Here is a 21,914-nt window from a genome sequence, read left to right as displayed (position 1 = left end):
GAGGATGAATGGACAGGTTTCAGGAAATGCAGGTTTTTGTCGCCGTTGCCCAAGACTCCGGTTTCTCGGCGGCTGCGCGACGCCTGGGCTTGTCGGCGGCCAGCGTCACACGTGCCGTGGCGGCGTTGGAGCAGCGCATCGGTACGCCTTTGTTGGTGCGCACCACCCGCAACGTCTACCTGAGCGAAGCGGGCCAGCGCTTTCTTGAGGACTGCCGGCGAATTCTGGCTGACTTGCAGGAAGCCGAGGATTCAGCGGTCGGCAGTCATGCCCAGCCCCGCGGGCAATTGACGATTACCGCGCCGGTGCTGTTTGGTCAGTTGTTTGTCACGCCGGTGCTGGTCGATTACCTGCAGCAATTCCCTGAGGTGGGCATCAATGCCTTATTGCTGGACCGTATCGTCAGCATGGTCGAGGAGGGCATAGACATTGCCATACGCATCGGCGAGTTGCCCGACAGCAGCCAGCACGCCGTGCGTGTGGGTGAAGTACGACGGGTGGTTTGCGGTTCCCCTGAGCTCTTCGCTCGCCATGGCCGACCCGCACACCCGCAGGACCTGGAGCACATGCCGGTGGTCGCCTCATCGGCCACCGGTCAGATCAGAAACTGGACGTTCATCGACGCAGGGCAACCGCTCTCTGTGCGGCCCGCGCCGAGACTGGTAGTCACGGCCAACCAGGCTGCAATCACGGCGGCCTGTCAGGGGTTGGGGTTGACTCGTGTCTTGTCTTATCAGGTGATGAGCAACGTTGCCAACGGTGAACTGGAGATCGTTCTGGCTGACTTCGAACTGCCGCCCCTGCCGATCCATGTGGTGTACCAAGGTGGACGCAAAGCGCCAGCGCGAGTCCGCAGTTTTGTTGACTTTACCGTCCGTGCGTTGCGCGAGCATCCGGCGTTGAAAGGCTGAGACATTGTTTCGCCGTTTGAAACAATGGATTGCATATTCGGGGGATTCTCTAGTCCTGAGTTCAAGCGGAAGATGACCCCATCGACGCCGTTCTGCTGATGGCGTCATTTGCAGCGGAGTCGACCATGAATCCCATCAAGCTTTATCACTTCCCGCTTTCCGGCCACGCACATCGCGTACAACTAATGCTTTCCTTGCTTGAACTGCCCGTCGAGGTGATTTTCGTCGACCTGGCTAAAGGCGCCCACAAACAGGCAGATTTCCTGGCAATTAATGCCTTTGGCCAAGTGCCGGTCATTGACGATGACGGTATGGTGCTGGCCGATTCCAACGCCATCCTGGTGTACCTGGCGCACAAATATGGCAAGGGCCGCTGGCTGCCAACGGATCCGGTCGGCGCCGCCCGGGTGCAGCGCTGGCTGTCGGTGGCAGCGGGGCCGCTCCATGCGGGGCCGGCCACTGCTCGGCTGATCACGGTATTCGGCGCGCCCTACAACGCAGAAGATGCGATCACCCGCTCCCATAGCTTGCTGAAAGTCATTGATCAACATTTGAGCGACAGCAGGTTTCTGGCGAGTGACGCTGCGACGATTGCCGATGTTGCCGGCTACAGCTACATCGCCCATGCCCCGGAGGGCAATGTGTCGCTGGAGGACTACCCCCACGTACGTGCATGGCTGGGACGGATCGAGGCCTTGCCCGGGTTCGTCGGCATGCCGCGTACGGCTGCCGGTTTGCAACAGCAGGCCTAAAAATGCGTTGAGCAACCTTGAGGCGAGGGGATTTATCCGCTCGCCTCATTGACGGGTGTTACGCGAAGGAAAGCGCCCTTTGCTCCAGCAACGTCTCGTACAGTTGCAGCCATTTGCGGCCCATCTCCTCAGAGGTGAACAACTCCCGGTAACGTTCTTCAGCCCTGATGCCCATTTCCCTGGCCTGTGCCGGGTTGTCCCATAGGGTACGCATCGCTTCCCGGAAAGCTTCGGGGTGGCTGGGGGGCACCACCAGGCCTGTTTCATTGTGGATATTGATGTAGCTGGTGCCGGTGCCGATCTCGCTGGAGATCATCGGCTTACCATACATCGCGCCTTCGAGCAGAGAAATGCCAAACGCTTCAGAGCGCAGGTGCGACGGGAACACGATGGCGTAGCTCAGTTCCAGCAATGCCACCTTGTCTTCATCGCCCAGGCGTCCGAGGAAGTGCAGGTTGCGCAGGCCCAGCGCCTGCGCCTGGGCATGCAGTTCTTTCTCCAGCGGACCGGCACCGACGATGACCACCGGATAATCCAAACCTTTGAGGGCGTCGAGGAGAATGTGCAGGCCCTTGTAGTAACGCATCACCCCCACGAACAGAAAGAAGCGCTCGCCCAATTTGGTCTTCCACTGCGCGATGCGTTCAGCGTCACGCTGTGGATAACTGGCTTTGTTCAAGCCATAGGTAATGACCTGGGTCTTATCGCGGTACTCCTTGAGCACGTCGCTGGTATGCACATAGTTAGGCGACGCCGCGACAATACGATCCGCGCCGTTCAAGAAGCGTCGCATCAGAGGGCGATACAGCTTCAGCAGATGCCGCTGACGCACGATGTCCGAATGGTAGGTGACCACATAGGGTTTTTTCAGTGCGCTGCAAAAATGCACCAGGTCCATGAATGGCCAGGGGAAGTGATAGTTGATTACGTCCGCTTCGGCAGCCAGCTCGCGGAATTTCTTGAAAACACTGTAGGAGAACCCGGTGGAGGCCAGTTGGAAGTCCATCCGGGCCTGATGAACCTTATGCTGTCGGATGGTGATCGGACCCGGCGCCGGATCGTCGCTCAGCGTCAGCACGGTGTTATCGATACCCAATCGGTCACTGCTGTCGCACAGCTGGAAAATAACCTGTTCGATGCCGCCCATGGAGTCCGGCAGATAGGTTTTGTAAAAGTGCAGGACTCGCATTCAACCTCCCAGAACCTGGCGATACGTTTGGGCCGTCACCTTGGCGCACCGTTGCCAGGAAAAAAGCGCCGCTTGTTGCAACCCGGCTTCACGACATGCCTGCCAATGCAGGCGATCTTCGATCAACCGGTCCATGGCTTCGCGCATGCCTTGGGGATCGTCGGGCTCGCAATAATTGCCGGCCGCTCCGGCCACTTCCGGCATTGCCGAGCAGCGCGTGGTGATCACCGGGGTGCCGCTGGCCATGGCTTCGAGTACCGGCAGGCCAAAGCCTTCATAGCGTGACGGAAAGATCAGTGCACGTGCCCCTGCCAATAGCTGGGCTACCTGTTCGTCGGGCAAGTAGCCCGCGAGACAAACATGACCTCCGGCCAGGGCATTTTTCAACTCGTCGCTGAGTTGTGCACGCTGCCATCCGCTCATTCCTATGATGAGCAAAGGGAAAGTCTGACGGACGGATTCGGGCAGCCTGGCGTGGGCGCGCAGAGCCAGCGACAGGTTCTTGCGTGGCTCCAGGGTGCCGACACACAGAAAATATCGGCCTGCTTCCAACCCATGGGCTTTGAGAACCCCATCGATGGCTTCGGGTTCGCGCGGATGGAAACGTGCCGCAGCCCCCAGCGGGGCGACTCTCAAGCGTTCCGCGCAAAGACCGAAATGTTCTCGGGCTTCATCGGCGATGAACTGCGAGTCCGTCAGAATCAGCTGCGACTGCTCTACCGCACGGCTGAGCCGACGCTCGATTTCCCTCAGTCGTGCCGGTGGTTGCGTCTCGGGGTAGCGCAGGTGCGTCAGGTCATGCAGCGTCATCACCGTTGGCCCTTCGAAGGCCAGGGGCCACAGGCTCGGTTCGTGATACAGGTCGATGGCGCGGGAACGGCCCTGATCGAAGCGTTTCTGCTCCAGCCAGCGCCGCGCCCGATAGGCCCCCGGTACCTGGCGCAGCAAAGGTGTAAGTCGCGAGTAACCAGGCGTGGCCGCTTGCGGCAACTGCGAGCTCCAGCCCCAGCCGTGGAACAATGACAGCTGTACATCCGGCTCCTGGGCCAGGGCAGTGGCCAGTTCCGCCACGTAATGGCCGATGCCGGTGCGTGGCGCCTGGAGAATCCGGGCGTTCAGAGCTATTCGCATGCTGTTTCCCTGTCGAGGATCACTTCATCAATGTGTCGCTCGATGCGCTCCACCAATTGCGCACTGGCCTGGCGCCAGCTCAGCCATTGCCATTGATCGAGGGGACGACTGGCCGGGAAAACCCCGCTGTTTTCCATGCCGGTCACCAGGTCTGCCAGGCTCTGGGGATCTTCGAGATTGAAATAGGCCATGAATTCACCGCCGATTTCCCGAAATACCTCAATGTCGCTGCCCATCGCCGGCAAGCCGCGTTGCATGGCCTCCACCAGCGGCAGACCAAAGCCCTCAACGTAGGACGGGAACACCAGCGCAGTGGCATTTTGGTAGGCGTGTTCCAGGCTATGGTCCGAAAGGTTGTTGAACATAAACAGGCGGCTGTTGAGTTGCGGGTGACGCCTTATGCGCTCGATCAAGTCCTCACATTTCCAGCCAATTTTTCCGACGATGCATAACCTTGCCTTTGAGCCGGCAGCCCAGGCGCGTTCGAACGCATCGAGCAGGTAAGCGTGGTTCTTGCGTGGTTCGATGGTGCTGACCATCAGGAACACCGGTTCGGGCTGCATGAATACTCGCAGCAGTTTGCTGTCGATGGTGCTGGTGTCATCCACCAAATCCAGTTCGCTGCCCAAGTGGAAATAGTCGAACCAACGTTCACTTACCTGCTGTTCGCCAACGCGCTGTTCCATCTCCAGCCGAACCTGGTCACGGATGGTGCTGGAGATCGCGATGTAACCGTCAGCGGTGCGGGCAATCCAGTCGAACCAATGATTGAACACCTTGACCAGGCCGGCGTCGCAGAACTGCGGATGGGTCAGGGGAATCAGGTCGTAGATCACCGATACAATCCCGACGCCATCGCGCTTGAGCTGTTCGGCCAGAGGAAAGAAATCGGCGTGCCAGGAAGAGTCCAGCAACACCAACTGATCGCCGGGCCGGTGTTGCAATGGTACGCAACGCCTCGGGACGTGCTGGTGTTTGAGCAAGCGATCGAGCACCCGGATCGGAATGCTCAGAAAACCCAGGGCAAACAGCCGGCAGCCTAAGTACAACACGCGGCGTGCCCATCGCGACTGGCTGAAGGGGCGTCGCCGTTCAAGCGTCCGATGCCTGAGCCAGAACAGGCTGGCGAATTGCTCCAGCCGTACCCGCAGGCTGACCAGATCCAGCCCCCTGGAGGGCATCGGGGCGAGGCTCTTCACTTCATACAACTTGCCTTTCAGTATCACGACGGGGATGCATTCGTGCTCTGCTTCTCTGGCCGGCAGTTCGCGGATAACGTTGCGCACTACTCGCTGAATCCCGGAATTGGCTCTGGGATGTTCATACACGTAGGTGCATTCCATCAGCAGGCGAGTCATGGCAGTTCCTTTTGCGTCAGTTCCTCGACCGCTGGTAATGCCGTGCGCTGGATGCTGGTGCGGGCCTGCAGCCACGAACAGCCAACGAAATCTTCCTGGCGATTGTTGATGACGTGGAACACCAGCCCGTAGTCGCGCCACTCGAAGTTGCGGTCCAGGTGCGAATCCAGTCGGGACAGGCTCAGCGCGACGGAGTAATTGCCCTTGCCCAGGCGCATGTCAAAACTGAAACGGAAGGTGACGTGTTCGCCGGCCTTGAGGTCCGTCACGGCTTTATCCTGGCGATGGGTGTTGATGCCGTACATGGGCTGACCGAGGCGGTCCTTGATCAGGAAGCCCAGCACCAGGCGCTCGATTTCCTGGCGGATCTCGACCCGGACCTGCAAGACCATCGGTTGGCCGATTTCAGCCACTTCCACCGGCTGGTCCTGACTGTTCAACAGCTGAACATCAACAATGCCGGCCTCGCCAGTGCCGGAGATGGTACGTACCTGGCCGTTGGCGAGCATTTCCTGGCGGACGATCTGGCCCTCGCGCTGGGCCAGCATCGCGTTGTAATAATCCATCACCTCTTCCGGCTTGCCGCGCATGGCCATGCGCCCGTGCTCCAGCAGGATGGCGGTGTCGCAGATCGACTGAATCGCCGAGCGATCGTGGGACACGATCAGCAGCGTCGTACCGGCTTTGCGAAACCTGCGGATGCGCTCAAAGCTTTTATGCTGGAAGTAGGCGTCACCCACCGAGAGAGCTTCATCGACGATCAGGATATCCGGGCGGCGGGCCGTGGCGACGCTGAAGGCCAGGCGCATTTGCATGCCACTGGAATAGGTGCGTACTGGCTGGTCGATGGCCGCGCCGATTTCGGCAAAACCTTCGATCTGCGGCATCAATGCTTCGATTTCCTCCACTTGCATGCCCAGCAACTGCCCGGCCATGAAGGCGTTCTGGCGGCCTGTGAAGTCCGGGTGGAATCCCATGCCCAGCTCCAGCAACGCCGCGACGCGGCCGCGCAATTGAATGTGGCCGCAGGTGGGTTGGGTGGTGCCGGTGATCATTTTGAGCAACGTGCTTTTGCCCGCGCCGTTGACCCCGACGATGCCGACGGCTTCACCGGGCTGGATCTCGAAATCGACGCCCTGCAAGACCCAGTGCAATTGATGACGCGGGCGGGAAAAGGGAATCAGCCATTCGAACAGCCGGCTCCAGCGGTTTGGATACTGCTTGTAGGCCTTGCCCAGGCCACTGACGCGTAAATGCCCCATCAGAGTTCATCCACCATTTCACCGCCGCGCCGTCGAAACATCCGCAAACCGGTGACGCACATCAGTAGGCCGATGACCAGCAGCGGTGTCAGCGAACTCCAGACCGGCCATTGGTTGTACAGAAACAAATTCTGGTAACTCTGCATCAGCGCCGTCATGGGGTTGAGGGCCAGCAATTGCTGGATCGACGGCGGAAGGATGGTCATCGGGTAAACAATGGGCGTTAGCCAGAACCAGAATTGCAGGCAAATACCGAACAGTTGCCCGACATCGCGAAAGAACACATTGAGAATCCCCAGCAACATGCCCAGCCCAGCGGCGAACATCACTTGCAGGGCCAGCAAGGGCACCAGCGCCAGTAATGTCATCCCCGGCCAGCGGCCGGTGATCAACAGGAAACCGAGAAACAGCCCGAGGATGATCGCGAAGTTGATCCCGGCGTTGAACAGCACAATCACCGGCAGACAGATTCTGGGAAAGCTGATTTTCTTCAGCAGATTGGCGTTTTCCAGAAACATGCCCTGACTGCGGGTCGTGATCTCGGCGAAGAACCCCCAGGTCAGCAGCCCGGCGCAGAGGTAGACGCTGTAGGCCATGCCATCGTCCACCCCCGGCAGGCGGGCACGCATGATGTGGGAAAAAATCACGGTGTAGACGAGGATCATCGACAGCGGGTTGAGCACGGTCCACAACGCGCCGAACAAAGAATTGCGATAGCGCGCCTGGAATTCGCGCTTGACGCTGCCGAGGATAAAACCGCGGTAGCTCCACAGCGCACGGTGCAAGGTCAGCAACATCAGACGGCCCTGCCGTAGTGATCCTCGAAACGCACGATGTCATCTTCTCCCAGGTACTCACCACTCTGGACTTCGATGATCACCAGATCGATGACGCCGGGGTTCTCCAGCCGATGGCGGTGCCCTGCGGGGATGAACGTCGATTCGTTCTTGGCCACCAGATGAGCTTCAGAGCCATTGTTGGTGACCTTGGCCATGCCTTCCACGACCACCCAGTGTTCGTTGCGGTGATGGTGCATTTGCAGGGACAGCGCCGCGCCTGGCTTGACCACGATGCGCTTGATCTTGAAGCGCGGGCCTTGTTCCAGCACGGTGTAGCTGCCCCATGGACGGCTGACCGTGCGGTGCAGGCGATAGGATTCGTGCTCCTTGTCCTTGAGCTGGCGCGCGACGCGCCGTACATCCTGGGCTCGGTCAGAATGGGCGACCAGGATGGCGTCGGCGGTGTCGATGATGATCAGGTTTTCCACACCGAGTGCGGCCACCAACCGTCCTTCACTCTGGACATAGTTGTTCTGGCTGTCGATGAACAACGCCTCGCCGCTGACGCGGTTGTTCTGTGCATCGGCGGGCACCAGATCGGCGACGGCACTCCATGAGCCGATGTCGCTCCAGTCGAAGGCGGCGGGGACTACCACCACATTATTGGAGCGCTCCATCAAGGCGTAGTCGATGGAGATGTCCGGCATTTCGGAAAAATGCGCGGCGGACAGTTCCTGTTGCACGCAACCTGATGTCTCCACGGCCGTGCTCGCGGCTATGCAGGCGCGAGCCTGTTCCAGCAACGCCGGGGCGTGGTTCTGCAATTCCGCCAACAGGGTTTTGACTGAAAAACAGAACATGCCCGAGTTCCACAGGAAACGGCCGCTTTCCAGATAGTGTGTTGCGGTTTGCAGGTCGGGTTTTTCGACGAAGCGCACGACCTTGGCAGCGCCCTGGGTATCCAGGGGTTTGCCGCGTTCTATATAGCCGAAGCCGGTTTCCGGTGTCGTGGGCAGTACACCGAAGGTCACCAGGTAACCGCTTTTGGCCAGTTGCGTGGCATGCTCCACGCTAGCCTTGAAGGCCGCCTCGTTCTGGATCAGGTGGTCTGCGGGCATCACCATCAGGATGGCGTCGTCACCATGCAGGGCTTGCACCGCGAGCGTCGCTGTGGCGATGGCCGGCGCGGTGTTGCGGCCCGTCGGTTCAAGTACGAAATGGCCGCGATGGCGTGCCAGATGGGCGCTTTGGTAGTGGTCGCGGCTCTGAAAGTAATACTCGCGATTGGTCACGGTAACGATGTCGCCGCGACCGTCGAACAACCCGGCGGCGCGTCGGTAGGTCTTGCTCAGCAGCGACTGGCCGTCAGGCAGGATCATGAAGGGTTTGGGATGGCCCTCGCGGGACATCGGCCACAACCTCGTTCCGGCACCGCCGGAGAGAATCATGGGAATCAGCATGGCCTACTCCTTGGCGACGCGTTTCATGTCCGCATCCATCATCATGCGGATCAGGGTGTCGAGGTCGGTACTGGGTTTCCAGCCAAGAACCCGTTGGGCCTTGGCTGGGTTGCCGAGCAACACGTCCACCTCGGCCGGGCGGAAAAACGCCGGGTCGATCTTGACGAAATCGCGGTAGTCCAGGCCCACATGCTCGAAGGCTATCCTGCACATCTCGCGCACAGTGGTGGTTACGCCTGTGGCAACCACGTAATCGTCGGGTTTGTCCTGTTGCAACATCAGCCACATGGCTTCGACATAATCGCCGGCAAAGCCCCAGTCGCGCTTGGTGTCGATATTACCCAGGCGTAACTCCTGCTGTTTGCCTTGCTTGATGCGCGCAGCGGCGTCGGTGACCTTGCGCGTCACGAACTCGATGCCGCGCAGGGGCGATTCATGATTGAAAAGAATGCCGCTGCTGGCGTGCAGACCGAAGCTTTCGCGGTAGTTGACGGTGATCCAGTGACCGTACAGTTTCGCCACGCCATAGGGGCTGCGTGGGTAGAACGGGGTGTGCTCATCCTGCTGCTCGGCCTGGATAAGGCCAAACATTTCGCTGGTGGACGCTTGGTAGAAACGGGTTTGAGGGCTGAACTGGCGAATGCCTTCGAGCAGGTGGGTCACCCCGAGGCCATCGACGATGCCAGTGGTCACCGGCTGGTTCCAGGAAGCTGCGACGAAACTCTGCGCGGCCAGGTTATACACCTCGTCCGGCGCTGACTTGATCACGGCGCGTTGTACCGAGCAGGCGTCGGCCATGTCGCCGTCCAGGTATACGATGTCGTTCTCGATCCCGGTTTCGCGTAGCCTCCAGCGCGAATCGCTGCTTCGCCGGGCCACCAGGCCATGGACTTTATAACCCTTGTCGAGCAGTAACTTGGCCAGATACGCGCCGTCCTGGCCGGTGATCCCTGTGATCAATGCACTTTTCATTCTTGTTGTACCCGTATCTCCCAGTCGGACAGGATCGCCCGCAAGGATTGTTGTGTTGTTGTTTCAGGCGTCCATCCTGTGGCCTGGCGTAGCTTGGCAGGGCTACCACAGACGCGACGCTGTTCTGCGCGACGAAGACGCGCGGGGTCCTGGATCAGTTGCACATCGACCTGGGCGATGTCGCCCAATTGTTCGATCAGGCTGCGAATGCTTTGCTCGTGACCCGAGCAGATGTTGTAGGTCTGGCCCGACACGCCGTGGTCCAGCAGTGCCAGGTAGGCTGAAATCACATCGCCTACGTCAAGAAAGTCGCGGGTGACATCGATATCGCCCACTTGCAGCTGGGCCGATTGCAGGCCCAGCTTGATACGGCTGATCTGCCGGGCCGCGCTGGCGATGACGAAGCTGTCTTTCTGACCGGTGCCGATGTGGTTGAAAGGGCGGGCCACCAGCACCGACCAGCCTTCGCTCATGCCCCATTGCAGGCTCAGCAGTTCGGCTGACAGCTTGCTTACGGCATAGGGGTTGCGCGGAGCAGGGGGGTGCAATTCGGTAATGGGGAGCTGGGTTTCGTTGACCTGGCCATACACATCACCGGAGCTGACATACAGAAATGTTCCGGTGAATCCTCGGGCCTTGAGGGCCTGGAGAAGATTCAAGGTGCCAAGCAGGTTGATTTGCAGGGTGCGGGCCGGATCGCGAAAGGCTTCGGGAACGAATGTCTGGCCCGCCAGGTGAATCACGGCATCGGGGATCTGCGGCCAGAGACCTTCCAGGGATCTACCGTCTGTCAGGTCATAACGGGTAGGGACGGGCATCACCTGCCAAGTGGAATCAGGGGCATCCAGGCGAGATTTGATGTGGCGTCCTACGAAACCGCTGAGGCCTGTTACGAACAGACGTTTTTTCAAGCACCAGTCCTCTCGATACGAACTTCGTCTGGTGCAGATCTGAGTAGGATATTTCCGTAAGTTCGGAGAAACCCAGTTGAAAGTCAGCCCAGATGAAGCTTTTGTTGTAGTTGTTTGGTTGCCAATCTGTGCCAATTTCGAAGCAATTTCAACCACACAAACCGTGACCGGTCGGTTCTCATATTTATAGCCGGTTTATTCTCATTCGCCTGTTCACGAACCCTTGGCTGATGTGGTTAGAATGCCCCTTGTCACGATCCCTGCGATGTCGATTTCAAGTCGAGCCACGGGGCAAGGGCCACTAAAAACAAGAACGAGACGGGTACGCAGACAATCGACGAGCAACGGCCGCCTGGCCGGGCCGGTTCGTGAGTCGACCGTCATGAGGTGGAGTCGCCGGGATGGCCGCTCCATGATGGGATGCCATGAATTTCATTCTTTACTCGGACGTAAACGATCACTCCATCAGCCAGAGCCTCGGCCGCCCTGAGTACAGTTATTACTTCGTGCTCAAGGCTTATCGCCCCGTGCTGGAAAGCCTGGGCCGGGTGCATGTGGTGTCATCGGTTGCCGAGGTCGATCCGCTCTATCAAACGTTGCAGCAGGCGGGGCAGGACTGCCTGTTTCTTTCGTTTTCACCCCCCCACAAGACGCCTGTCGATCTGGCGTGCCCCATGGTCTGCGTGGTGGCCTGGGAGTTCGACTCGATCCCGGCCGAGCACTGGGATGACGACCTGCGCCATGACTGGAGCCGCACGCTGGCGCGCCATGGCCGGGTGATTACCCTGTCCAGCCACACGGCCGAGGCGATCCGTCGTACGTTGGGCGAGGATTTCCCTGTGCTGGTTTTACCCACGCCACTGTGGGAACGCTTCGCTGCGGTTCGTGAGCAATATCCCATCACACCGGTCAATCCGGGCACGGTCTTACAGATCAAAGGCTGCATCATCGACAGCCGTCCCCTTGGGCTGTCGGCAGATGGCTTGATTGCGCCGCTTGCCGAAGCGGCATCGGGGAGGGCGTCCAGCGAACCTGCGGCCCTGACGTGGCGGCGCCGCGCTTTCATCTCCCGGCATTACCTACGCGAAGTGCTGCGCGCCGTGACCGCGAAGGCCACCCACGGGCCGTTGTGGCTGATCAAGCACAACCTGTTGTGCTGGTATCGCGAAGCGGTTCGCGACTTGGTGCCAGTGCCGGTGCGCATTTTGGTGAGCCGACTGATGAGAGGCCCGACGCGGCCTGTGCCAGGTGTCGTCGAGCCAACTTCAGAACCGGCGCCATCGGAACATCCCCAGGCGGTGCTGCCGGACACCCGTCGGGTGGTGGAAACCGAAGTCAGCGGGGTGGTGTATGTCAGCGTGTTCAACCCCGATGACGGTCGCAAGAACTGGCATCACTTGATCACGGCATTTTGTTGGGCGCTGCGGGACGTCGAGGACGCCACGCTGGTGCTGAAAATGACCCAGAACGATCTGTCGACCTACTACGTCGAATTGCTCACGCTGCTGTCCCAGCTATCGCCGTTCAGCTGTCGGGTAGTGGTGATGCACGGCTATCTGGAGGACGAACAATTCGCCCGGTTGTACGGTGCGGCGAGTTTTTACGTCAATGCTTCGCGCTGTGAAGGTTTGTGCCTGCCGCTGATGGAGTTCATGTCTTGCGCGCGCCCGGCCATCGCGCCGGACCACACGGCGATGCGTGACTACATCGATACCGAAGTGGCCTTTATCGTCAAATCCAGCCATGAACCCACCATCTGGCCGGAAGATTCGCGCATTTTGTACCGTACCCTGCGCCATCGGCCCGACTGGGGATCGCTGAAACTGGCTTACCAGCAGAGCTACGCCATGGCCCGGCATCAGCCGCAGGCCTACCAGGCCATGGCGGTGGCAGCGAATGAGCGCATGCGTCGCTATTGCGGTTTTGCCCCGGTGCAGCAGCGCCTGGTGGATTTCCTGGCCCCGCAAGGCAGTGCCGAGAATACGCCGCTGCTGGCCCAGGTGGGTTACACATCATGCTGATCATCGTTTATTCGGAAACCAACCAGAGCAACATTCTTGAGAATCTTGGCAAGCCCGAATACAGCTATTACTTCGTGCTCAAGGAGTTTCGCCCGGTGCTGGAGCGGCTGGGGCAGGTCGTTGAAGTGACCCGGCCGGAAGAAGAAGTCGATCAGCTATATGCCGATTGCCTGGGGCGCGGCGAGGATTGTGTCTTCCTGTCCTTTTCCCCGCCCCATCGCACAGATGCCCACTACGCCTGCCCGACGATTCCCGTCTTCGCCTGGGAGTTCAGCACCATCCCGACCGAAAGCTGGCAGGGTGAGCCGCGGCACGACTGGCGGGTGGTCCTTGGCGCGACCGGTATGGCGATTACCCATTCCAGCTTCACCGTCCACGCCGTGCGGGAGGTAATGGGGGCGGACTTCCCCATCGCCGCCATTGCCGCTCCGGTATGGGACCGGTTTTACGCGCGCGGTGCGATGCTGGCCCAGCGACCTACGGTCGATCACATGCGACTGCAGTTGCGCGGGCTGTTGATCGACAGCCGCACCGTCGACCTGCGGCCCTACGGCCCGCCAGCGCACCAGGCCGGTACGGCGCTGGTTTTTGATGCTCCGGCCGAGGATTGCGAGCTGCTTCTGGACGGAGTGGTGTATACGTCGGTCTTCAACCCTTACGATGGGCGCAAGAACTGGAAGGACATGATCAGCGCATTTTGCGCGACGTTCCGCGATGTTCCTGACGCAACGCTGGTGCTCAAGCTGACCCACCACGACGTCACCGCTGCACTCAACGACATGCTGCACCATGTCTACAAGAACCAGTCATACCGCTGCCGTATCGTGCTGATCCACGGTTACCTGGCGGATGCGGACTACGAGCGATTGGTGGAGGCCACTCGCTACGTGGTCAACTGCTCCTACGGCGAAGGCCAGTGTTTGCCCCTGATGGAGTTCATGTCCTGCGGCCGGCCGGCGATTGCACCCTTGAACACGGCGATGGCCGATTACATCGACCATGACAATGCCTTTGTCGTCGAGTGCACCGAGGAACTGACGGCCTGGCCCCATGACCCCCGTGCAGCGTTTCGTACCCTGCGTTATGTCACCGATTGGGACTCGCTGTGCTCGGCCTATCGCGCCAGCTATGACGTGGCCAAAAACGACCCCGAGCGTTATCGCCGCATGTCGGCCCATGCCGTGCGCAGCCTGGAAACGTTCTGCAGCCAGGCCAACGCCGAGCAGCGTCTGCGGGGGTTTTTTGAACAGGTATTGGAGCGTCGCCGGAACGCACAACAGCCATGATCGGGCGGTTGCTGGCGTGGCTCAGGCCGCCCGTCGTACCTGCTGCGCCGCCATCGACTGGCGTCGTGTCGCCCCGTGACGTGGGCCTCTACGACGCAATGCTCGACGGCTGGTTTCTCAACGACAGCGGCGAGTTGCTCAAAGGCTTCGCTATCACCGCCCAGGACACCTTGTTGGACGTCGGTTGCGGGGAGGGCGTGGCGACTTTGTTTGCAGTGCGCCAAGGCGCTTCAGTGATTTTTACCGACAGCGAATACGACAAGGTGCGAAACCTGGCCCACCAGGTCGAGGCCCAGACCCGCGCGCCGTTTCTGAGCCTGGTCAGTAACAGCCTGCCGTTGCCGCTGGCCGATGGCTGCGCGAGCAAAATTGTGTGCATGGAAGTGCTCGAGCATGTCGACCAACCCGAGCCGTTCATGGCCGAACTGGTGCGCATGGGCCGGCCAGGGGCGCAGTACCTGCTCAGTGTGCCGGCCCCGGTGGGCGAGCATTTACAGCAGGGCATCGCACCGCCGGGTTACTTCCAGTCTCCCAACCATGTGCAGATTTTCAGTGCCGAACGATTCGCTGCATTGGTGGAGGATGCGGGGCTGGTCATCGAGAATCGCCAGGCCAGCGGCTTTTTCTGGGTCATGGGCATGATTTTTTTCTGGGCCAGCGAACGCGCGGCCGGACGAGCCCTCGAGGGGGCGGTACGTGACCGGATCCAGGCGCCTTATCCGCCGCTGATGGAGAGCTGGGCGAGCCTCTGGCAGGGCGTGCTGACACGACCCGATGGCCTGGCGATCAAGCAGGTCCTCGATCAATTCATGCCCAAGAGCCAGGTCATCATTGCCCGCAAACCCGATCCTGCCACCCGGAGCTCAGCATGAGCAGCAAACGAATCATGGACATCGAGTTGTTGCGCGCCGTTGCGGTGATGGGTGTGCTGTTTCATCACGTACAAGGCATGCCGTTTCCCGGTGGGTGGCCGCGCCTGGCGGCTCTTTCCGGTAACTTCCAGCTGTGGTGGGGCGTGGATCTGTTCTTCGCCATATCGGGTTTTGTCATTGGCCGCAGTCTGATCCCGCAACTGCGCGGTTGTGACAATTCTCGACAGTTCTGGGCCACCGCCCGCGAATTTTGGCTTCGCCGGGCGTTTCGCCTGCTGCCGTCGGCGTGGCTCTGGCTGGTGCTGATGCTGCTGGCTGCGTTGTTTTTCAATCGCTCCGGCGCGTTTGGCAGCGTGCAAGCCAATGTACAGGCGACCCTGGCCGGTTTTCTGCAATTCGCCAATTTGCGTTTTGCCGATGCATTCATGCGCTATGAATATGGTGCGAGCTTTGTGTACTGGACGCTCTCGCTGGAAGAGCAGTTCTATTTGATTCTGCCGCTGCTGGTGTTCGTCTCCCGCCGGTATCTGGTTTGGGTGCTGCTGGCGGTGGTGCTGGTGCAGTTTTTCACCTGGCGCGCGGTATGGCTTTCGGTCATCCGCACAGACGCCCTGGCCCTCGGCGTGCTGCTGTCGATCTGGAGTTTGCGCCCCGATTATTGGCGGTTCGAACCCAAGTGGCTACGTTGGCCCGGGCTAGGTGTGTTGCTGATGGCAGGCCTAGGCAGCGTGATGGCCTGGATCGCGACCGAGCATTTCAATTTGTCTTTCTACCGTCTTGGCGTTATCGCGCTGCTCAGTGCCGTGCTGGTGTGGGTGGCCTCTTATGACCGGGACTATCTGCTGCCCCGCAGCCCGGTGAAAACCGCGCTGACCTGGGTCGGCAGCCGCTCCTACGGGATCTATCTGATCCACATCCCGGTGTTTTTCCTGCTGCGCGAGCTGTGGTTTCGTTTTGCCCCGCTGGGGTCGCCGGACGTGGCGAGTGATCCCTGGTTGGCCCTTGCCTGTGCCTTGACGCTGATCGGGCTGTTGAGCGAACTCAACTACCGGATGGTTGAAATGCCCATGCGCCAGCGCGGCGCTCAACTGGTTGAACGCCTGCGTGCCGCCCGTCCCGTCCTTCCCGTCTCTGGAGCCCCTTCATGCTGAGTCTTTTGAAGAAACTCACCACGGGTACGCCCGCGCCCGCAACGCCCGCGGCCGACAAGGTCGATCCCTATATGCTCGGGCTGCACGATGCGATGCTCAGCGGCTGGTTCAATCAGCAAACCGGAGAACTGTTCAGCGGTTTCCCGGTTGCGCCTGAGGACACATTGCTGGACGTTGGCTGCGGCGACGGTGGCAACGTGCATTTTTGTGGCATGCGTGGGGCGAAGATCATCATCGCCGACATCGACGCGGCCAAGGTCGAGGCCACCCGTCAGCGCTTGAGCGACACTCCGGCGCGTGACGTCGAATGCCATGTGACCGACTGCAACCCGCTGCCCATTGCCGATGGAACGGTCACCCGCGTGGTGTCCACGGAAGTCATTGAGCATGTCGACGACCCGGCGCAGTTTCTCGCCGAGCTGGTCCGGGTCGGCCGGCCCGGCGCGCTGTACCTGTTGAGCGTGCCGCACCCCAGCTCCGAAGACCTGCAAAAGGACATCGCCGCACCGGAGTATTTCCAGAAGCCCAACCACATTCGCATCATCAGCGAAGAGCAGTTCAAGGCCATGGTCAGCGAGGCCGGGCTGGAAGTGTTGAGTCACAGCCAGTACGGTTTCTACTGGTCGATGTGGATGCTGTTGTTCTGGGAAGCGAAAGTCGATTTCAGCAACGCCGACCACCCGCTGCTCAACCATTGGGCAGACACCTGGCAAGCGGTGCTCAATTCGCCCCGCGGCGCGCAGATCAAGCAGGCGCTGGATGCGGTGGTGGCCAAGAGTCAGGTGATTATTGCGCGTAAGCCTGAATGACAAGGTGCTGAGGATGAATTCATTTGTGGCTGGTGCGGGAGGGGTTAATCTGCCAGCCTTTTTTGGGTGCTGAAATTCCATGGTGTTTCTTTTCCGGCTATCGCTGACCCTTGCCGCGTTGCTTTTAAGCGGCTGTGAACAGTCCCCGTCCCCGGCTCTCGACCACCAACTCTATGTCTGGCAGCGCCAGTGGACGCCGGCCCACGCGCCGGCGCTGCGGCAAAGCCATAAGGATTTTTCCAGCCTGCGCATTCTTGCCTTGCAGGCCTTTCCCCAGGCCGGCTGGAGCCGCGCGCGGATCGATGCGCAACTGCTCAAGGCGGACGGTCGACCGCTGATCGCAGTGATACGCCTGGACGGTCAGCTCAGATTTCTGGATCAGGACGATGTGATCGCGCAGATCCAGCAACTGCTGAGCGACTGGCAAGCGCAAGGCCTGGCCCCAGTAGGGATCGAGATCGACCACGACGCCGGCAATGCACGACTGCCTGCCTATGGCGCATTTTTGCACCGTTTGCGGCAAACCCTGCCCGCCACGCTGGGGCTGAGCATCACGGCACTGCCGGCGTGGCTCGACAGCCCTGCGTTGCCAGGGCTGCTGCGGACGGTGGACAGCAGCGTGTTGCAGGTCCACGCGGTCAGTGATCCCCGGCAGGGGCTGTTCGACCCGAAACAGGCGTTGCGCTGGGCTGAGCGCTGGAGCGATATGACCACGCGACCGTTCTACCTGGCCCTGCCGGCGTATGGCGTGGCGCTGTTGACTAAGGAGAGTGGGGGCCCGGTGGTTGAAAGCGAAGTGCCGATCGATCAAGGCGGCGAGCGTCGTGAGCTGCTGGCCGACCCGCAGCAAGTGGCCGGGCTGGTGGCAGAACTGCGCGCCGACCCGCCGACACATCTGGCCGGGTTGATCTGGTTTCGCCTGCCGCTGGCGGATGACCGACGCGCCTGGAGTTTGACCACCCTCGGTGCCGTTGCACGAGGAGACCGCCTGGACAGTCGGTTGGCCTTGCGTGTGCAGGAACAGGGCGGGCTTTACGATATTGAGTTGGCTAACCAGGGCAATCTCGACAGCCCCTGGCCCCAACGCCTGACCTTGGTCGTTGGCGCCTGCGACGGTGCCGATGCGCTGGCGGGGTACACGTTGCAACAAACGCCCGGACTGCTTACCTTCACCCGCATTCAGGAAGGCCGCCTGGCCGCCGGCGGCCAGCGTGCCGTTGGCTGGGCGCGCTGTACGAAAATTGACCAAGGAGGTTTCAATGTTCACCCGTAAGTGGCCCAGTCGTCTGCTCTGCCTGAGCCTCAGCCTGCCGTTGGGTCAGGCGCTGGCCTGCGGACCGGACTTCCCGATGCGCCTGCTGGATAACCGCAGTCAATCGCTGGCGGATTTGCCCGAAGGCAGCTTTCGCTTCGAGATCAGTCGCCTCGGCCACGCCATAGCCGGGCTCAAGCCGGCCACCGATGCGACGGCCAACCCGGATCAGCGCTACGGTGATTTACCTTCCTACGTCGAGCAGCGCAACAAGGCCGAACGGCTCGGCCTGACCCCGCCGCAGCAAGCGGTCGTGGAGCGTGTGCGGGCGCTGACCGACGTTCAGCAGGTCACCACCGAAGCGGCGAATCTGCCTGCCGAACTGCGCTTGTACGCGATCGGCGCGACAGCCTTCAACGCCGGCGAGCATGCGCTGGCGGTCGATTCGTTCCGTCAGTTACTCGCGTTGCCGGCGAACGAGCGCCGGTTGCGCAGCACGTGGGCTGCGTATTCCCTGGGGCGAGCCTTGTTCGCCATGAGTAGCGAGGCGGGCAGCGGTGAACCTGCAGTATTGCTGGACCAGGCTCAAGAGGCGTTCCGTCAGGCTCGTCAGTTGAGCATCAGTGGCTTCAGCGACCCGTTGGAGCTGGGTGTCGCCAGCCTCGGCGAAGAAGCCCGGGTTGCCTACATCCGTGACGACTGGAACAGTGCCATTGAACTCTACGCCAGCCAGAACCAGTTGGGCTCTGAGGTCGGCTACAGTTCGTTGAAACAATTGGTCGGTGACCTGAACGAGCTGCCGGACGAGCAGTTGATGCGCCTGCTCAAAGGCAAAGCAGTGCAGCAACTGCTCACCGCTTCGTTGCTCAGCCGCATCGGTTGGTCATTCGGTGAGCAACCGGCCGGCGAGAAGCGGCTGGTCCAATTGCTGCAAGCCAGCACCCGTGACAGCCTCGATAATGCCGACCGTCTGGCGGCGGTGAATTATCAGCAAGGCGATTATGCCGCCGCCAAGGCGTTCCTGGAAAAGGCCGGGGATAGCGGGCTGGCTTGGTGGCTGCGAGCCAAACTGGCAGTGCGCGAGGGTGACAAAGGCGCCGCGGCAGCGGCTTACGCCAAAGCCGCCCAGGCGTTCCCCAAAGACGAGTCGTGGGGCGAGCGACGCACGCCGGATTGGAGTTACGAATCCGTGCAACCCAAGTGTCGGGTCGAAGGCGAAAGCGCGATCCTGGCCTTGCAACGGGGCGATTACCTTCAAGCCTTCGATCAGCTCTACCGCAGCCAGAGCATTTATTGGTATGACGCCGCTACGGTCGCTGAGCGAGTGCTGACAGTCGACGAGCTCAAGCAATACGTCGACGCTCAAGTCCCGGCGGTGCCGCCGTTGAGCCAGCAGGATCGCGACAATTACGTGCAACTGCCGGTGGCCGCGAACCTGCGCAATCTGCTGGGGCGTCGCCTGCTACGAGAAGGACGCTACGACGAGGCGCCGGACTACTTCGACAACGTCGAGCTACAGAACCAGGCTCGAGCTTATGGGCAGTTGCGTCAGGAGGCCGAGTCCAAGTGGTGGCCCACTCGACGGGCCGAGGCGTATTTCAATGCGTCCTGGTTCGCGCGTACCCAGGGTATGGAACTGCTCGGTTACGAGATGGCGCCGGACTACGCCACCTTTGGCGGCAACTATAGCCTTGAGTCAGCTGAACTGAAGGTTGGACCGCTGATCAGCGAAGGCGAGTTGCAACGCCAGCAGGCCAGCGCCGCGCAACCGCAAGCGCGTTATCACTATCGTTTTGTCGCCACGGCGTTGGCGAGCCAGGCGGCCGATAACCTGCCTCATACCAGTCATGCGTTTGCGGCGGTGCTGTGTGCTGCGGTGGGGTACAACTCCAGCCTGGCGGAGCAACGCGCGTTGTATCAACGTTATGTGCAGCACGGCCCTTACGTGGAGTGGGCCTGGGATTTTGGCCGGCACTGCCCTTATCCCGATTTTCGCAATGCGGACAAACGCTACGTGACCCAGGCCCTGGAGCCGATTCGTTCGGCGTTGCGGCCCTACAAGGTTTGGCTGCAAATAGCCGGTGGCCTGCTGGTGGTGGCGCTGGGGCTGGGATTGATCAACCTTCGCCAGCGCAAGGCCCGAATTTCGGCTCGCTAAGCTTTGTGTGTACATCCAGGCACGCTGGGAGCAAGTCTTGCTCCCAGCGTGTTGTGGATAAACTCACGCATTACATCTGTGTCGCCATGCCTTCCACATTCATCGCCGCCTGGCGCAAGGCTTCCGAGCGGGTAGGGTGCGGATGGCAGGTCAGGGCGATGTCCTGGGCTGAGGCACTGAACTCCATGGCGACGCAGTATTCCCCGATCATCTCGCTGACGCTCGGCCCCACCAGGTGTACGCCGAGGATTTCATCGGTCCGTTCGTCGGCCAGTATTTTGGCGAAACCTTCGGTCTCGTGATTGATCTTCGCCCGGCTGTTGGCCGTGAACGGAAACTTCCCGACCTTGTAGGCACGGCCTTCAGCCTTGAGCTGTTCCTCGGTCTTGCCGACGCTGGCCAGTTCTGGGCGGGTGTAGATAACGTTGGGGATCAGGTCATAGTTGACCTCGCCGGCCTTGCCGACGATCTGTTCGATGCAGGCCATGGCTTCGTCTTCTGCCTTGTGGGCCAGCATCGGGCCGGATGTCACGTCGCCGATCACCCACACGCCGGGCGCTTCGGTGCGGTGGCCCTTGTTGGCGAGCAGGCCGCGTTTGTCGGTGCTGAGGCCGACGTTCTCAAGCCCCAGCCCCTGGGTGTACGGCCGACGACCAATGGCGACTAGCACATAATCCGCGTCGAGGGTCTGCGCCTCGCCACCCGTGGCGGGCTCAACCTGCAATTGCACGCCGCTGGCCGAAGAAGTGGCGCCTGTGACTTTGGAACTCAGTTTGAACTGGATGCCTTGTTTGGCCAGGGCCCGTTGCAAGGTCTTGCCGGCCTCACCATCCACGCCAGGACAGACGCGATCGAGGTACTCCACCACCGTGACCTGAGCGCCCAGGCGCCGCCAGACCGAACCCAATTCGAGGCCGATGACGCCCGCGCCGATCACCACCAGATGACGCGGCACTTCACTCAAGGACAATGCACCGGTGGAGTCGAGGATGCGCTGGTTATCGATCGCCACACCCGGCAGGGGAGTGGGCTCGGAACCGGTGGCGATGACGATGTCCTTGGCGCTCAGTATGGTCTTGCCGCCGTCTTCAGCGGTGACCGTCACTTTGCCGGGCCCGTCGATGTGGCCCCAGCCCTTGACCCATTCGACCTTGTTTTTGCGAAACAGGAATTCGATACCCTTGGTCAGTCCCGCCACGCTCTCGTCCTTCTGCTTCATCATTTGAGCGAGGTTGAGGGTGGGGCTGACTTCGATGCCCAGATTGGCGAATGGCGTTCCCATGGCCGCTTCGTACAGCTCCGAGGCGTGGAGCAATGCTTTGGAGGGCATGCAACCGACGTTCAGGCAGGTGCCGCCCAAGGTGGCTCGGCCCTCGACACAGGCAGCCTTCAACCCCAACTGTCCGGCGCGAATCGCCGCGTTATACCCACCGGGGCCACCGCCCAGAATGATCACGTCGTAGTTGCTCATGGCTCTTCTCCCGCTCGGCTTGAGAAAAATTATGAGCGTAATGTGGGCGTTTTCGAATGGCTTGGTCAAGGGCCAGGATTGAGATGGGTTGGTTTGCTGAGTTTAGTTCCACGTGGAACAAATGGCGTTGCTCAGGGTGCCGGTCTTTGGTGGCTAGGCCTTGTTCAGT

Annotated in this window: 18 protein-coding genes; 9 read left to right on the top strand and 9 right to left on the bottom strand. The window is 60.7% G+C overall.

Going from position 1 to position 21,914, the window contains the following annotated elements; genetic code table 11:
• Positions 1–8: 8 nt before the first annotated feature.
• Positions 9–911, top strand: a complete 903-nt coding sequence (locus tag BM132_RS19125) for a LysR family transcriptional regulator (RefSeq protein ID WP_092399593.1) — start codon at positions 9–11, stop codon at positions 909–911.
• 125 nt (positions 912–1,036) lie between these two features.
• The gene (locus tag BM132_RS19120; protein ID WP_092457856.1) at positions 1,037–1,663 is read left to right on the top strand and encodes a glutathione S-transferase family protein; all 627 of its coding nucleotides are present in this window, start codon (positions 1,037–1,039) and stop codon (positions 1,661–1,663) included.
• A gap of 58 nt (positions 1,664–1,721) precedes the next feature.
• Here the strand turns inward: BM132_RS19120 and BM132_RS19115 are convergent, their stop codons facing one another.
• From BM132_RS19115 to BM132_RS19080, 8 genes are read right to left on the bottom strand one after another with little or no spacing between them, the layout of a single operon-like run.
• A complete protein-coding gene (locus tag BM132_RS19115; RefSeq protein WP_092457853.1) occupies positions 1,722–2,852 on the bottom strand; it encodes a glycosyltransferase family 4 protein in 1,131 nt (376 codons plus the stop codon).
• Positions 2,853–3,983 (bottom strand): glycosyltransferase family 4 protein, encoded by a 1,131-nt coding sequence (locus BM132_RS19110; protein ID WP_092457850.1) that lies wholly within the window; start codon positions 3,981–3,983, stop codon positions 2,853–2,855.
• Positions 3,974–5,341 carry a glycosyltransferase family 4 protein gene (locus tag BM132_RS19105; protein WP_092457847.1) on the bottom strand — a complete coding sequence of 456 codons (1,368 nt, stop codon included), beginning with the start codon at positions 5,339–5,341 and terminating at the stop codon, positions 3,974–3,976. Before BM132_RS19105 ends, BM132_RS19110 begins: the two co-directional genes overlap by 10 nt.
• Positions 5,338–6,603: an ABC transporter ATP-binding protein gene (locus BM132_RS19100; RefSeq protein ID WP_092457844.1), complete on the bottom strand. Its 1,266-nt coding sequence runs from the start codon at positions 6,601–6,603 to the stop codon at positions 5,338–5,340. The genes BM132_RS19105 and BM132_RS19100 overlap by 4 nt, the downstream gene beginning before the upstream one ends.
• Positions 6,603–7,400 carry an ABC transporter permease gene (locus tag BM132_RS19095; protein ID WP_092457842.1) on the bottom strand — a complete coding sequence of 266 codons (798 nt, stop codon included), beginning with the start codon at positions 7,398–7,400 and terminating at the stop codon, positions 6,603–6,605. Before BM132_RS19095 ends, BM132_RS19100 begins: the two co-directional genes overlap by 1 nt.
• Positions 7,400–8,842 carry a mannose-1-phosphate guanylyltransferase/mannose-6-phosphate isomerase gene (locus BM132_RS19090; RefSeq protein ID WP_092399579.1) on the bottom strand — a complete coding sequence of 481 codons (1,443 nt, stop codon included), beginning with the start codon at positions 8,840–8,842 and terminating at the stop codon, positions 7,400–7,402. Before BM132_RS19090 ends, BM132_RS19095 begins: the two co-directional genes overlap by 1 nt.
• A 3-nt stretch (positions 8,843–8,845) precedes the next feature.
• Positions 8,846–9,814, bottom strand: a complete 969-nt coding sequence (gene gmd / locus BM132_RS19085; protein ID WP_092457839.1) for a GDP-mannose 4,6-dehydratase — start codon at positions 9,812–9,814, stop codon at positions 8,846–8,848.
• The gene (locus BM132_RS19080; RefSeq protein WP_092457836.1) at positions 9,811–10,725 is read right to left on the bottom strand and encodes a GDP-mannose 4,6-dehydratase; all 915 of its coding nucleotides are present in this window, start codon (positions 10,723–10,725) and stop codon (positions 9,811–9,813) included. The genes gmd and BM132_RS19080 overlap by 4 nt, the downstream gene beginning before the upstream one ends.
• Before the next feature lie 425 nt (positions 10,726–11,150).
• On the opposite strand from BM132_RS19080, the gene BM132_RS19075 reads away from it, so the two are divergent.
• The 7 genes from BM132_RS19075 to BM132_RS19045 all read left to right on the top strand — a co-directional run bounded on the left by BM132_RS19075 (position 11,151) and on the right by BM132_RS19045 (position 20,274).
• The gene (locus BM132_RS19075) at positions 11,151–12,746 is read left to right on the top strand and encodes a glycosyltransferase (protein WP_092457832.1); all 1,596 of its coding nucleotides are present in this window, start codon (positions 11,151–11,153) and stop codon (positions 12,744–12,746) included.
• Positions 12,740–14,032, top strand: a complete 1,293-nt coding sequence (locus BM132_RS19070; protein WP_092457829.1) for a glycosyltransferase — start codon at positions 12,740–12,742, stop codon at positions 14,030–14,032. The genes BM132_RS19075 and BM132_RS19070 overlap by 7 nt, the downstream gene beginning before the upstream one ends.
• Positions 14,029–14,904 carry a class I SAM-dependent methyltransferase gene (locus BM132_RS19065; RefSeq protein WP_092457826.1) on the top strand — a complete coding sequence of 292 codons (876 nt, stop codon included), beginning with the start codon at positions 14,029–14,031 and terminating at the stop codon, positions 14,902–14,904. The genes BM132_RS19070 and BM132_RS19065 overlap by 4 nt, the downstream gene beginning before the upstream one ends.
• Positions 14,901–16,055: an acyltransferase family protein gene (locus BM132_RS19060; RefSeq protein WP_092457822.1), complete on the top strand. Its 1,155-nt coding sequence runs from the start codon at positions 14,901–14,903 to the stop codon at positions 16,053–16,055. The genes BM132_RS19065 and BM132_RS19060 overlap by 4 nt, the downstream gene beginning before the upstream one ends.
• Positions 16,049–16,864 (top strand): class I SAM-dependent methyltransferase, encoded by an 816-nt coding sequence (locus tag BM132_RS19055; RefSeq protein WP_092457819.1) that lies wholly within the window; start codon positions 16,049–16,051, stop codon positions 16,862–16,864. The genes BM132_RS19060 and BM132_RS19055 overlap by 7 nt, the downstream gene beginning before the upstream one ends.
• A 79-nt stretch (positions 16,865–16,943) precedes the next feature.
• The gene (locus BM132_RS19050) at positions 16,944–18,137 is read left to right on the top strand and encodes a DUF3142 domain-containing protein (RefSeq protein ID WP_092457816.1); all 1,194 of its coding nucleotides are present in this window, start codon (positions 16,944–16,946) and stop codon (positions 18,135–18,137) included.
• Entirely contained in the window at positions 18,124–20,274 is a 2,151-nt protein-coding gene (locus BM132_RS19045) for a hypothetical protein (protein WP_092457812.1), read from the top strand. The genes BM132_RS19050 and BM132_RS19045 overlap by 14 nt, the downstream gene beginning before the upstream one ends.
• Positions 20,275–20,344: 70 nt before the next feature.
• On the opposite strand, the gene lpdA is transcribed toward BM132_RS19045, so the two are convergent.
• Positions 20,345–21,745: a dihydrolipoyl dehydrogenase gene (gene lpdA, locus BM132_RS19040; protein WP_092457809.1), complete on the bottom strand. Its 1,401-nt coding sequence runs from the start codon at positions 21,743–21,745 to the stop codon at positions 20,345–20,347.
• Positions 21,746–21,914 lie beyond the last annotated feature (169 nt).

The sequence above is a fragment of the Pseudomonas sp. NFACC45 genome (genome assembly GCF_900113505.1).
In the GTDB taxonomy this organism is placed as follows: domain Bacteria; phylum Pseudomonadota; class Gammaproteobacteria; order Pseudomonadales; family Pseudomonadaceae; genus Aquipseudomonas; species Aquipseudomonas tehranensis.
This window is presented reverse-complemented; position numbering and strand designations above follow the sequence as displayed.